This is a genomic window from Spirillospora sp. NPDC048824 (genome assembly GCF_043198455.1).
In the GTDB taxonomy this organism is placed as follows: Bacteria; Actinomycetota; Actinomycetes; order Streptosporangiales; family Streptosporangiaceae; genus Spirillospora.
This window is the reverse complement of record NZ_JBICUS010000001.1, coordinates 371,935-385,248: the sequence shown is the minus strand read 5'-3', so window position 1 is coordinate 385,248 and position 13,314 is coordinate 371,935. Positions and strand designations below refer to the sequence as shown.

Annotated in this window: 7 protein-coding genes; all 7 read left to right on the top strand. The window is 71.9% G+C overall.

Going from position 1 to position 13,314, the window contains the following annotated elements:
* Positions 1–215 precede the first annotated feature (215 nt).
* The 7 genes from ACGFIS_RS01750 (at position 216) to ACGFIS_RS01720 (ending at position 13,291) form a co-directional block, all read left to right on the top strand.
* Positions 216–617, top strand: coding sequence for a YbaB/EbfC family nucleoid-associated protein (locus ACGFIS_RS01750; protein ID WP_392906997.1), 402 nt, complete (start codon positions 216–218; stop codon positions 615–617).
* The gene (locus ACGFIS_RS01745; protein ID WP_392906999.1) at positions 614–916 is read left to right on the top strand and encodes a WXG100 family type VII secretion target; all 303 of its coding nucleotides are present in this window, start codon (positions 614–616) and stop codon (positions 914–916) included. The genes ACGFIS_RS01750 and ACGFIS_RS01745 overlap by 4 nt, the downstream gene beginning before the upstream one ends.
* An 8-nt stretch (positions 917–924) precedes the next feature.
* A complete protein-coding gene (locus ACGFIS_RS01740; protein ID WP_392907001.1) occupies positions 925–9,288 on the top strand; it encodes an ADP-ribosyltransferase in 8,364 nt (2,787 codons plus the stop codon).
* A 76-nt stretch (positions 9,289–9,364) separates the two neighbouring features.
* On the top strand, positions 9,365–10,189 hold the full coding sequence (locus tag ACGFIS_RS01735) for a hypothetical protein (protein ID WP_392907002.1): 825 nt from the start codon (positions 9,365–9,367) through the stop codon (positions 10,187–10,189).
* 48 nt (positions 10,190–10,237) lie between these two features.
* Positions 10,238–11,044 (top strand): hypothetical protein, encoded by an 807-nt coding sequence (locus tag ACGFIS_RS01730; protein WP_392907003.1) that lies wholly within the window; start codon positions 10,238–10,240, stop codon positions 11,042–11,044.
* Between the two features lies 1 nt (position 11,045).
* A complete protein-coding gene (locus ACGFIS_RS01725) occupies positions 11,046–11,933 on the top strand; it encodes a glycohydrolase toxin TNT-related protein (protein WP_392907005.1) in 888 nt (295 codons plus the stop codon).
* Positions 11,930–13,291 (top strand): TNT domain-containing protein, encoded by a 1,362-nt coding sequence (locus ACGFIS_RS01720; protein ID WP_392969009.1) that lies wholly within the window; start codon positions 11,930–11,932, stop codon positions 13,289–13,291. The genes ACGFIS_RS01725 and ACGFIS_RS01720 overlap by 4 nt, the downstream gene beginning before the upstream one ends.
* Positions 13,292–13,314: the final 23 nt, after the last annotated feature.

Genomic DNA, 13,314 nt, shown 5'->3' with positions numbered 1-13,314 from the left:
ATCCGCCCCTTCCCGGTCTTCGGCTCGGACCGTGCGGCGCACCGCGCGGTCCTCGCAGTGTTCCACAACGTCAGCGGGATTCCCCACACGTCGCGGACACTCCGGAACAGGTTGCGGAAGAGCCGCGAAAACCTCTATAAACGGTCAATCTATGCATACCTGTGATCGTGCGCGGTCGCGGGCTCTCCAAGCTCCCGACGAACAGAGGGGTGCCTGTGCGCGCTGAATGGCGGGCGCATATCGACGAACTCCTGCAGACCTATCAGGAGAAGCGCCAGCAGATCCAGGAGATGCAGTCCAAGCTCGAGGCCATCGAGGCCGAAGGGGAGGCCGCCGACGGCATGGTGCGGGTCAAGGTCGACCGGCAGGGCCGGACGACCTCGCTGGAACTCGATCCGCGGGTCCAGCGCAGGCTCGGCATCACGGAACTCGCCGAAGCGATCATGGAGGCGACCAAGGACGCGCAGTCCCAGGTCACCGACCAGATGCGCGAGGCGATGCGGGGGCTCGCCCCCGAAGGCGCGGCGGATGAGGGCTTCGACATCGCCAAGCTGCTGCCCGAACGCCCCGACGACATCAACGCCGTGCGTGAGCGACTCGGGATCCTGCCGCCATGACCTACGAACACCTGGAAGTCGACACAGAGGAACTCAAGCGCGCCGGCCAGGGATTCCAAACGGGCGCCGTCCAGCTCAAGGGAATCCACGACCGGCTCACCGCCGCGCTCAGCAGCGAAGGCGAGTGCTGGGGTTCGGACGAGACCGGCAAGACGTTCGCCGAGGGCTACAAGGAGCCCAGCACGAGCGTCGAGGAGTCGTTCCCCAAGCTCAAGGACGGCCTGGAAGGCATCAAAAAGGGCGTGGACCAGATGGCCAAGACCTACAAGGCCGCCGAGGACGCCTCAGAGCTGAAGTGAGCTGATCCGTGGGTCTCGAAATACCTGAACCGGTCCAGTGGCTGGGCTGGATCATCGGTGCCGACTGGCCGGAGGGCGACGAGACGGCGATGCGCCGCTGCGCCGAGGCGTGGCGGACCGCCGGCACCGAGGTCACCGAGCTGATCGAGGAGCTGAACCAGACGGCGGCCGACGTGCGCGCCGCCCTCGACAGCGGCGCCGCCGAGGCGTTCAGCCTGAAATGGGAGCAGTGGGTCTCCACCGACCCCCAGATCCTGACCAAGCTCGTCGAGTCGTGCGGCCAGCTCGCCGAGACGCTCGACGGCGGCGCACTCGACATCGAGTACGCCAAGTACATGTTCATCGCCCTGCTGATCATCACGGCGATCGAGATCGCCTATCTGATCGCGGCGGCGTTCGCGACGTTCGGCGCGTCGACGGCGGCCATCCCGGCCGTGGAGGCCGCGGCACAGGTCACGGCGAGAACCATTGCCAAGGAACTGCTGGAGCGGCTGAGCCAGCGGTTCCTCGGCGCTGTGCTGAGGGGCGCCTTGGTCGGCGCCGTCGAGGGCGGCGGTCTCGACCTGCTCGTCCAGGGAATCCAGGTCGCGCAGGGCAACCGTGACGGCATCGACTGGGCGAAGACCGGCGCGGCCACCCTGGACGGCGCGATCGGCGGCGCCATCTCCGGCGGCGTCTCGCACGGCATGGGCAAGATCCCCGGCCTGGGCGACGGCGCCGACACCGCGCTCGGCAGTATGACCAAAGGCATGGTGCGGGAGGGCGCGTCCGAGGCCATCGCCGGCGTGGCCAGCACGGTCGCCACGGCCGCGGTCCATGGCGACCCGCTGACCTGGGAGGCCATCGCCAAGGGAGCCACTTCGGGCGCCTTCGGCGGTGCCGTCGGCGGCGGCAGGGACGGCCTTGAGGGCTACAACTCGTCTGTCCCCGGCGCGGACCCGCCGACCCCCAACCCGACACCGGTCGGCGACCCGAGCCCCTCGCCTTCCCCTTCGCCTTCGCCTTCGCCCTCACCCTCGCCCTCCGGTGACGGTGAAGGCGGCGGCTCCCCCTCCGGCGGCGGAGGAGGAGGCGTCGGTTCCTCCTCCGGCGGCGGGGGAGGCGGCGGAGGAGGCTCGTACTCCGGCGGCGATGGCGGCGGTGGCTCATCGTCCGGCGGCGGCGGCTCATCCGGCGGCGGCGGTGGCGGCGGCGGCTCGTACTCCGGCGGCGATGGCGGCGGTGGCGGCAACCGCATCTCCACACTTCTGGGCGACACCGGCGGCGGTGGCGGCGGATCCTCTCTGGCCGGCTCGGGTTCCGCCGGCGGGTCCGCTTCCGGCGGAAGCCTCGGCGGCAACCCGTCCGGGTTCGGCGGCGGAGGCTCGCCCGCCGGCCCGTCCGGGGCCGGTTCTTTCGGCGGCCCCACCCCGTCAGGCGGCGGTGCCGCCCCCGCGGGCGGCGGCGTCGTCGGCGGCGGAGGAGGCGTCGTCGGCGGCGGAGGCGTCGGCGGCGGAGGCGCGGCTCCAGTGGCCGGTGGCGGCGCCCCGGCCGCGGGCGGAGGCTCCCCGTCTTCGTCTTCCGGCGGTAGCTCCCCCTCGTCGTCGTCCTCGTCTTCTTCCTCCTCATCTTCTTCAGCTTCTTCCTCGGCGGGTACCGGATCCGGCACCCGAGGCGGCTCCCCGAGCGGCAGCTCGTCCTCCGGCGGCTCCTCCACTCCCGGCACGCACACTCCCAGTGGCGGAACCCACTCGCCGGGCGGCGAGGCGCCACCCCCCGGCGGCGCCACACCTGGCTCCGGTACCCCGTCCCCCGACGCCGCCTCCCCCACTCCGGGGTCCACGGACAGCGGCACGCCGCCGGGCACCACCCAGACTCCCGGCGCCACCCAGACCCCCGGCGCCACCCAGACTCCCGGCGCCACCCAGGCTCCCGGTGACGGAAGCACGTCCCCGGGCGGCGGCAGCTCTCCACAACCCGCTGGCGCCTCTCCCACACCCGGAACCGGCACCGGTTCACCCACGCCCGGGAGCGGGAGCAGCGGGGGCTCGCCGACACGCGACAGCAGCCCGTCCTCCGGCAGCGGCACGCCCTCCCCCGGTGGCGGCACGCCCTCCTCCGGCAGCGGCACGGACGGCGCCACGCCCGGCGGTGACGCGCCCGCCCCGAGGACCGACCCCTCCTCCGGTTCCACACCCGCCGACGGGACCAGCGAGACCGCCGGCGACCCGAATCAGCGCAGTTCGGACGGAGCCTCCGAGGCTCAGGACGCCATGCAGCGGCCCGAGGGCGCCGGCTCCAGCGGCCCGTCGGGCTTCGTCGCGCCCCTGCCGATGGGGATGATGGGCGGCTCGGCAGGTACGGCGTCCCCGAGCCGCACACCTTCATCCTTCGGCAGCGGATCTCCGCCGCCCTCACCCACGCCCACGGGAGGTTCGCCCTCCCCCTCGCCCTCCCCTTCCGCCACGGGCGGCCCCAGATCGACGACGCCGCCCAGGCCCGAGTCCCGGCCCTCGGCCGGCGACGATCCCGGCGGACGCCCGAAGCCGCCCCCGATCGAGAACGTCGACGACGGCGGTGTCGTCCGCGGTGAGCCGGTGCCACGGCAGGACGACGCCTCGCAGCAGGACCAGCCCTCGCAGCAGAGTGAGGGCGCGCCGCACAACAAGGAATCCGACGGCGGCGACTCAGGCGACACGTCCACCGGCAACGACCAGACCGACAGGTCGCAGGAGCTCGCGGACGCCGAGCAGCAGGCGCGGGACGCCCTCACCCAATTCGGCAACGATGCACCGACCATCGACTTCTCGTCGAGCCCGCTCGACCCGGCCGCGGCGCGGGAGATCAACAACGCCATCCAGCAACTCGCCGCGGACTATCCCGAGACGATGCGGGGCCTGTCCCACATCGGCTCCGGGGACTTCAGCCAGTCCCTCGGCCCCGGCAACGACGACGTCCTCGCCTACGCCACGCCCGGTGCCACCAATCCGGGCATCTACATCAACCACGACGCGTTCTCCGACAACGCTCAGCGTGCGCAGGACGGCGCGAGCGAGGAGCAGACCGGGTTCACGGTGCCCGGCGGCGGCTCCACGGAAGGCGTCTTCACGCACGAGTTCGGGCACCACCTCGGCGAGCAGCTCCTGAACAACCCGCAGATGCTGGCCGACCTGAACCAGGCCGTGTCCAACGCCCTGGGCATCCCGTACGACGCCACGCAGCCGCACGACCCCGCCACGCAACAGAGGATCGCGGACGCGCTGTCGGAGTACGGGTCCGGCGACTCGCACGAGATGATGGCGGAGGCGTTCACCGAGTACCGCCTTTCCGACAGCCCGCGTGACCTGGCCAACGCCATCGGCCAAGTCATGGACCGCCACCTCGGCGGCCAGAACACCGGCACCCAGAACACCGGCACCCAGAACACCGGGGGCAGCACTCCGGCGCCCGGCAACCCGGCGAACCCCAACGGGAACACGACGCCGCCCCGGTCAGGTGAAACACAGCCGCCCTCAACCGACCCGCAATCGCGGTCGGACGGCACGCCACCGCGCACCGACGACGGCCAACCGCGCTCGGACAGCACCCAGCAGCCCGACGGCACACAACAGCGCGGCGACGACGGGCCCCGGCCGGGTGAGGGCGAACCTCGCTTCCGGCGGGGAGACACCGACGACTCGAACACCTCCCCCGGGGACCAGGAGCCGCCGGCCCGGACCGACCCTCCTGCCGGACGTGGGCTGCCTCACCAGCAGGCCGACTGGGCACCGCCGTCGTACACCCGCGAAGACAACATCACTCTCAGGCCCAACGAGCGGCTGGTCCAACAGGGGACGCTGGAGCCGAGGACCAAGTACACCGTCTACGAGACCGACGCCTCGGGGAACAGGGTCCCTCGAAGCGAGGCCTACACGGACGGCGACGGCAACGTCACCCACATCACCAACGTCACGCCGGATCCCGGTACCCGGGTCGTCGACCCCAACGAGAACATCGACCTGACCCGGCCCGAGCCGGGGGTCACCCACAAGGTCGAACTCGGGTTCGACAACCCGCACATCTTCACCGGCGAACCCCACACCGGCGGCCGAGAGGGCATGGCGCCATCCGCCGCCAGGTTCGACCCCCCGGCGGACGCCACGCCGGTGCGGTGGCAGGGCACATACGACGTAGGGACGCAGGGCCCGTTCTCGGCCCGGCAGGACCTGCCGCCCAACTCGCGGATCGAGGTGCGCGGCCCGGGCGACAGGCTCCACGGCGTCTTCTGGACGGACGCGAACAGGCAGGTCACGCACGCCCGCACGTGGTACGGCGACCGGCAGCACGGGTTCAACCCCGAACTGGGCGACAGCAACGCCACCGTCAAGAAGTACGGGGTCCCCCGCCCGAACACGCACTACCTCGCCGAGCCCCACGACCGTTTCCAGACCAGCGACCCCGACGCGCCGCTCGACCCGCCGGACGCCACCCGCAGCGGTGATTTCGGCGACGGCAGCGTCGAGCCGGGCACCTTCCTCTTCCACACCGACCACCGCGGGCAGACGGACGCCGCCGCCGGACGTCCCGAGTACGACACGCCCCACGCGGACGAGGAGCAGCGGAACACTTCTGTCCAGAAGAAGGCCGGCCACATCGGCAAGGCGACCGGTGAGTACCCGGGCGGCCGTTTCGACGGCGGCCACATCTTCCCGCACGAGGCGCGGGGGCCGGGAGAGCGGATCAACTACTTCCCGCAGTGGAGCCCCACGAACCGCGGGAACTCCGGCACGGGCCTCACTCCCGGCGATACCTGGCGGCAGTCGTTCGAGAGCCTTCTCGAACAACGGCACAGCGGAAATCCGGATGTCACGATCGAGCGGATCGACTTCTTCCCGGAGCCGAACGATCCGAAGATCACGCCAGAGGTCGTACACACCCGCTGGACGGAGACCGACAACTCCCAGACCCCGCCGGTGACCACGACGCACTACCGGAGCTACCACAACCTGGACCCGAGCCAGCGAGCCGCAGGAGGCACGCCGTCCGGCGGCGCGCCGTCCGGCGGCCCGGCGGCGTCCCAGCCGCCGAGCAACACACCACCCGGCAACACACCGCCCGGCAACACCGCTCCTACCCAGCCATCGGGGAACGGTCAGCCCACCCAGCCGGCCACTCCGAACCAGACGGCCACTCCCAACCAGGCGGGCGCGGACAACGGATCGCAGTCATCCCCGGCCGGCGGGAACACCACGCCCGAGTCGAACGGCGGAGACCAGCCGCGATTCCGCCGGAGCAACCCGGCACCCGAGCCGGACGGGGGACAGGCCCCGCGCTCGGACGCCCAGCAGGCGCCGCCACGCACACCCTCCGAAGAGACGCGGACATCCGGTGACGGCACCGACCGGCAGAGCACGTCACGACCGGACGCCCGGACCCATTACGGCTGGTACGAGGACGGCGGGCCACGCAGCACGCCCAGCACGTCGACAACGGAATCACCCACACCCGGCACACCCACGCCGGGAACACCGGCTGCGGGCACGGCCACGCCCGGCGCGGAGACGGCCGCGCCGCGGTCCGGTGATGCGTCCGCTTCACGGCCGGATGGCCGGACCGACACCGGTACCCGGTTGCAGGACGCGTCCGCCCCGCCGGCGGGTCACGCCGTTCCGAGGTCGGCGGAGAGTGAGGGCTCGCCGCCCCGGACCGCCGAGCCCGAGCTCATGCGCCGGATCCAGGAGAACCAGCAGGTCCGGCAGATGGTCGACGAGGCCCGCGGGACGGTCGTCGACGACCGGGGGAACCGGCTCGGCGATCTGCTGGCCGACGACCTGCGCAACCGGCTGCCGAACCATCCCCACCTCGCCCGGATCATCGAGGGCGGCGGCCCACCGCCGCTGACACCTGCCGAGGAGTCGGTCCGGCAGTCGCTGCTGGCGCGGCCGCGGACGCTGCACAGCCTGCTGACGCACTCGGACGCCGTGCACATCCTGGAGGACTCGATCCGGGAGGTGAACGAGCGGGGCGCCGACGCGGTGCTGCGCGAGGGGCAGGTGGAGCCCACACCGACTCCGCTTGAGGACTGGCAGGTCGAGATCAGCGACCGGGCCATCGACGAGATCGGCCCCGGCAAGTCCCCGAAGCAGCCCGGGTTCGACGAAGAGGCGCTCGCCGCCGAGCAGGAACGCGCGGGCGGGCAGCCGCTCTCGAAGGACAACGAGCTCGTCAACCGGTACCTGGACGAGCTGTACCAGAAGGCCGCGGAAGGCACCGGCACCCTCCGCAACGTCCTGAACGACCTGGCCGGCGATCCGGACGACGCCAAGATGCGTCCGGGGCCGAAGGACCGGGTCCGGGCTCTCGACAAGATCATCAATGAGAGCGACGGGGACGCCTCCGCGCTCAACGACCTGCTCGGCGGCAAGGTCCAGTTCGACAGCGTCTCGGATCTGTACCGGGCGCTGGACCGGGTCCGGGAGGTCGCGCAGCGGCACGGCGTCGAGGTCGTGTCGATCAAGGACCGGCTGCGCACACCGCAGCCGAGCGGCTACCGCGACATCCGGATGACGGTCCGGATGCCGAACGGCCACATCGGAGAGCTCCGCCTCCACCTGCGGCCGTTCGACAACGTCGCCAGCTACGAGCACTCGCTGTACGAGGTCTCGCGCGACCTGCCCAACGTCGCCGAGGAACGGGCGGCGCGCGGCGAACGCGACGCTCCGCTGACACCGGAGGAACGGGCCGTCCGCGAAGTGATCAACCGTCGCCTCAACGAGCGGTTCGACGCGGCGCTGAACGAGTCGCTGCCGCCGCACCTGCGCACCACGCGCGAGGACGGCGACACCACCCACGGCGACTCCACCCACGGCGACTCCACCACCGGCGACGCTTCGCACGGCGATGGGCAGCCACCCGTCCGGCGGGAGGACGCCGAGTCCCCGGAGAGGGCCCCGGAGACCATCCCGGACGGTCTGCCGCCGCACCTGCACGACACCTTCCGGGACAGCGACGCCACGCCGGCCGGACGGTCGTTCCACGACCCGGCCGACCCCGCCATGCGGGACCTCGCGCGGCGTGTCCCCGCGGACCCGCAGCGGTTCACGGTCGACGGGCACGGCGACGCGGACGGGCTGCGGCTCGGCGGCGGACGCCGGCTCAACGCCGACGACCTGGCGCATCTGATCCGCAACGACCCGAACTGGAACGGCCGCGAGATCCTGCTGCTGTCGTGCCGGACCGGCGACGGCGACTTCGCCGCGCAGCTCGCCCAGCGGCTCGGCGTGCCCGTCACCGCCCCGAACGGGCTGGCGTGGTCGGACGGCGACGGCAACGTGTACGCCTCGTCCGGCCAGACCGGCCCGGACGGGCGGACCCGCCCCGGCTGGCCCCCGAACGGCACGTGGCAGACCTTCAACCCGGACGGCACGACCTCGACCGCCGGACGCGACGGCCGTCCCCCTGGCCGGGAGGACCACCGAGGCCCGGACCCGGCGAGGCCCGCGGACGACGCGGAGGCGCGGGGGCTGCGCGACTGGTTCCGCCGTGAGGGCCACGTCGACCGGGACGGGTACCGCCGTTTCGACACCGACGAGCAGGGCGAGCGGTACGGCGAGAACCGGCTGTCGGACGTCTACCGCAACCTGCCGCACCAGTTGCAGCAGGCCCTGCACTGGTACACGGTGCAGTCGATGCCGAATCCGCAGCTGCGGCCCGGCGCGGACGTGGGCCGATACCTGACCCATCTGTTCACGGAGCAGAACTACGTCCAGCACCTCGCCTACCTGAACGGCGGGGGCATGCCGGTCCACCGGAACCAGCTGATGCAGATGTGGAACCGGCCGGACCTCACCGACTACCAGCGGCAGCTGATCCAGCACGTCCTCACGCAGACGGACCCGGAGGCCCGTCTCCAGGAGATGTGGCAGAACCACGAGCAGCGCGAGTTCCTGCGGCGCTACCTCGGCGGTGAGCCCACACCGGACGCCTTCTGGCGGCGGATCAATGAGCTCGACCACGCCCTGAGCCAGCCGCTGCCGGAGCCCGTCCAGGCGGTGCGCGGCCTGCACGACGTGGACTTCATGCTCGCCTCGGACGGCAGGCCGCTGGCCGGACGGCATCCGATGCTCCTCATCGGGGCCGTGCAGAACGAGCCGGGATACATGTCGACCTCACTGGGATCGGGGACGACGGAGGTCGACGGACAGGGCTTCACCTACCAGTTGCACCTCAACCTTCCCGAGGGTGCGCACGGGGTGTGGATGGGCACCAGCAGCGCATATCCTGACCAGCGCGAACTCGTCCTCCCCCGGGGCACCAGGTACTACGTCAGAAACGTCGTGCAGACCGGGTGGAACGGCACCCAGCCGGTCTTCTCCATCGAGGCGGACGTCATCCCGCCCGGGGCGGCGCCGTGAGTGCGACATCGCCCAGGGAGAAACGGCCACCGGGGAGACGGCGACGGAGAAATGACGACGGAGAGGCGCGCGTGTCATGAGTGACGGGTTTCCGGACCTTCCGCAGGCACCGCCCATCGACGGCGGGCTCCGGCCGCCGAAGCAGACCTACGAGCGGTTCACGCGGCAGGCGGTGTTCTACCTGCCCGTCGTCCGCCGCGGCGAGCTGCTCGGGCATCTGTGGGCCGCGGAGTCCAACGCGAAGGCCGCCGGTTTCATCCGGCGCGTCGCGGCCCAGGCGGCGGGCGCGGAGGCCACCGATGTCTGGGGACGACGCCTGGACGACGCCCACGACCGCGGCGTCCCCGCGCTGGAGGCGATCCGCCTCTGGGTCGGCGCGGCGGAGGACCCGGTCGGCGGCGCGATCCCGGCGGACGCGCGCGAGTACCGCGTCGCGAACCTCGACGCCCTGCGTGAGCTGACCAACCCCGGCGCACCGGCGACACCCGGCCCCCTCATCCAGGACGGCCTGTACCCGGACGGAACGCCGGCCGACCGCTCGCAGGGCTGGGGCCCGCTGGTGAGCGTCCGGCCGCCGTCGTACGCGCCGCGGACCGCGGCGCCCGTGCTGTTCTACCCGGTGACGCGCGGCGGGGCGGTTCTCGGCTACGTGTGGGCGTCGTTGTCGGAGGAGGCGGCGTCCTACCTGCGGCGGGCGGCGGCGGGCCGGGACGGGGAGATCGCGGCGGGGCTGTGGGAGGCCCGGCTGGCGCACGCCTTCGGTGCGGGCGTGCCCGCCGCCGAGGCGGTACGGCGCCTGCGCGGAACGCCTGAGGACCCGCTCGCCGGCGGTGTCGCCGCCGACGCGCAGGAGGGCCGGGCGGCCGGGCTGGACGAATTGGACCGCCTGGCGCGGGGATAGCGCCGGGTACGGTCGTCGGCATCACGAATCATCACGGGAGTCGTCGTTGTGAAGCTGGTGAGGAAGACCTATCCGCGGTACTTCGTGTACAACGAACGGCCGGTGGTCCTCCTGGAGACGCCGGGCGGCGGACTGGACTGCCTGGCCGCAGACCCGCGGGGCGGGGCGTTCGTGCGCGCCATGCGGTACATCGGCGAGCTGGACTTCAACCGTGACGCCGACATCGACGAGCTGCCGTACGAGGAGTTCGTCACCGCCGTGGAGATGTACCGGGCCCGCAAGGGACTGGGCGAGGGCACGGTCAAGGCCCTCTACGAGACGATGCGCGGGCTTGAGGAGACCGCCCTGGAGGGCGGCCGGCGGTTGACCCTGGAGGAACAGGCGCTGATCCGTTCCCTGAGCAAGCGGACGAATCCGCTGTTCGACGAGTCCCTGCGTGAGCGGGGACTGACGGGCACCCCCCAGCCGTCGCCCGCGGGGATGCGGATCGCCCGCGTCTTCGGCCCGGCCGGCCCGTCCGGGGCGCCCGTCGCCGATCACCCGCCCGTCCCCGAAGAGGACCGGGAGGGGCTGCTGCGCTACCTGGAAGGCGCCCCGATCGTCCTGGCGGCCCGCGGCTACGACACCGATGTCCTCGACCCGGGCCGCCGCGCCGAGGTCCCGATGACCTACCACACCGACGGCACGTGGATCTGGCCCGGTGCGGTCGCCTACTACCTGCGGGTCCACGGCGTCCCGCCCGAGCCCGACCTGGTCGGCTTCGCCCGCGGGAACGGGTTCGCGGTGCCCGAGGTGGACGAGGACGTCCGCCGCGAAGCCGTCGCGACCATCAACCGGCCGGCGGAAACATCCTGAGATGCCTTCCCCCGAGGAGACGCCCTCTCCGCAGGACGAGCGCGAGCTCGTCGCCCGGCTCGCGCCCGAGAGCCCCATCATGTTCGCGCGAGCCCGTCGGCTCCTGCGTGACATGACGCGGGACGGCGCCGCCCGTTTCCGGGTCGGCGTCGCGGAGCACGGATGCCGGTCGGTCCTGCACGGCGAGAACGGCTGGCAGGCCGTGCACCGCCCGGACGGTTCCGCCGACGCGGCATCGGACCACGCCACGGCGAGGGCGGCCACCGCTCACGCGGTCGGCGGCATCCTCTCCGAGGACGGCGTGAGCCTGAACAGCACGATCCTGGAGATCGCCGACCTGATCCGGCGCGAATCCCACGAATACACCTGGACGTGGGCGCTGACCGAGACGGCGCAGCGGATCTCAGCCGAGTCCCGGAACGCGACACGGCCGTCCGGCACGCCCTGCATCGCTCTGGAGGGCCTGGTCGGACGCGCCGGATACATCGTCCTGCGGCCCGCCCCCACGCCTTCCGAAGGCCCGTTCGTGGACGTTCACACGGTCTGGTCCATGATGGCCTTCAACCTGCTCCCCGACACCCCGGGAGAACCCGCCGAGATCCTGTCCGAGGGCACGATCCTCGACGGTTACGGCGACACCGACGACGTGTTCCTCTACGAGCCCGGAACGCCGTTCACCCGTCGCGGACTGTGGGACGAGCCCGCCCGGCACACGCACCGCTCCTACCGGGTCCGCAGGCCGCTGCACGTCTATCCGTCCTTCCCGACCGACAAAGCGACGATCTCCGTCGCGGACACCACCGGGCAGGGCCGCGGCTACTACCTGGTCGACACGATCGCCGCTCTGCTCGCGACCGGAACGCTGCGCGAGACCACCGAGGGCCCATGACGAACGACCCGGAAACAACGCTGCTCCAGCAGCTGATCGACGAAGTCACCGGCCTGCTTCCCGACACGTGGACAAGGGCCGAGCTGACCTACCGTGCGATAGGCGACCATGAGGTCATCTACCTGACCGGCAACGAAACCGGCCGCAGCTACCCCAGCGGCATCCGCGCCGCCGGGCGGCGCATCCCCAGAACCGGCATCCCGGGCCTGCTGCGCCGGCACCGGGAGATCACCTACCACCCCGACCAGGGGACCTGGCCGTCATTCAGCTACAAGCTGCGGAACAAGAACGGGGTCGCCGACTGGGGGGTGTCCGCCCGGCCCCCCGCCGAGTTCGCCTGGACGGACGAGATCACCCCCGCCGACTGCGCCGCGGAACTCCAGCGGTTCCCCCGCCCGGACGGCGCGGTCCCCGAGTGGATGCGCTCGCTCCTGGACCTGCACCACGCGGCGCGGACCTACAGCCCCGTCCCGCAGCGGGAAAGCGACCTGGTCGCGCTGCTGCCGCCGGGCATGGAGCAACTGTTCATGCGGGCACGCGTCAAGCTCGCCGACTTCGTTCCGGGCGCGGGAACGCTTCGTATCGGGGCTCCGGGCGAGGGTCACTGGACGGTCGCCCACACCGGCGACGCCTGGCTGGCCGTGGCGCCCGGCGGTGACGCCGCCCCCTACGCCGAACCGCACCGCGCGGTCGCGCACGCGATGGCCGGGGTGATGACCGACGCCGGGATGGAGATCAACAGCGCGGTCCTGAGCGTGGTGCAGATCATCACCGGGGAACGCATACCGAGAGACGACCAGCAGGCATGGACCTTCGGCGACGTGGGCCGAGAGCTGAGCGTACGCAGGTCCAACTCACCCCGGCCCGACGGAACCGGCCCCTACATCCACCTCGACCCGCTCCACAACCGCCCTGAAGATCACTTCGTGTGCTTCCCCGGCGCCGCCCCTGAAGAAGGCGCGTACGTCTCCGTCCACGAGGTGCTCATGATGCTCGCGGAGAGCGGGCTCCCCGCACCGGCGCCGGAACCCGAAGCCGCACCCGAACCTCCCAGCGAAGTGCTGGAAACCGGTAGGGAAGTCGATGCGTACGGCGACCCCGCGAACTGTTTCGTCTACACGATCGGAACTCCGTTCCTGCGTCGCGGCCTGTGGGGTGCGCCGAGCGACTACGCCTACCACGTCTACCGCGTGGAGAAGCCGATCCGCGCTCACACCGGCCTCTTCGCCCCCGGCCCACTCGGAAGCGACCCTTCCCCGCCCGACACCGGGATGGGCTTCTATCTCGCCGACTCGATCGCCGACCTCGTCGCGTCCGGCCACCTGGCGGAGATCACCGGTGACCGGGCAGGACACTAAACTCGCGGAACAGGAGGGACAGC

Excerpts from the sequence above, each read along its gene's own strand:
- ACGFIS_RS01735 (WP_392907002.1), top strand. The coding sequence starts at position 9,365 with ATGAGTGACGGGTTTCCGGACCTTCCGCAGGCACCGCCCATCGACGGC.
- ACGFIS_RS01720 (WP_392969009.1), top strand. The coding sequence starts at position 11,930 with ATGACGAACGACCCGGAAACAACGCTGCTCCAGCAGCTGATCGACGAA.
- ACGFIS_RS01745 (WP_392906999.1), top strand. The coding sequence starts at position 614 with ATGACCTACGAACACCTGGAAGTCGACACAGAGGAACTCAAGCGCGCC.
- ACGFIS_RS01725 (WP_392907005.1), top strand. The coding sequence starts at position 11,046 with ATGCCTTCCCCCGAGGAGACGCCCTCTCCGCAGGACGAGCGCGAGCTC.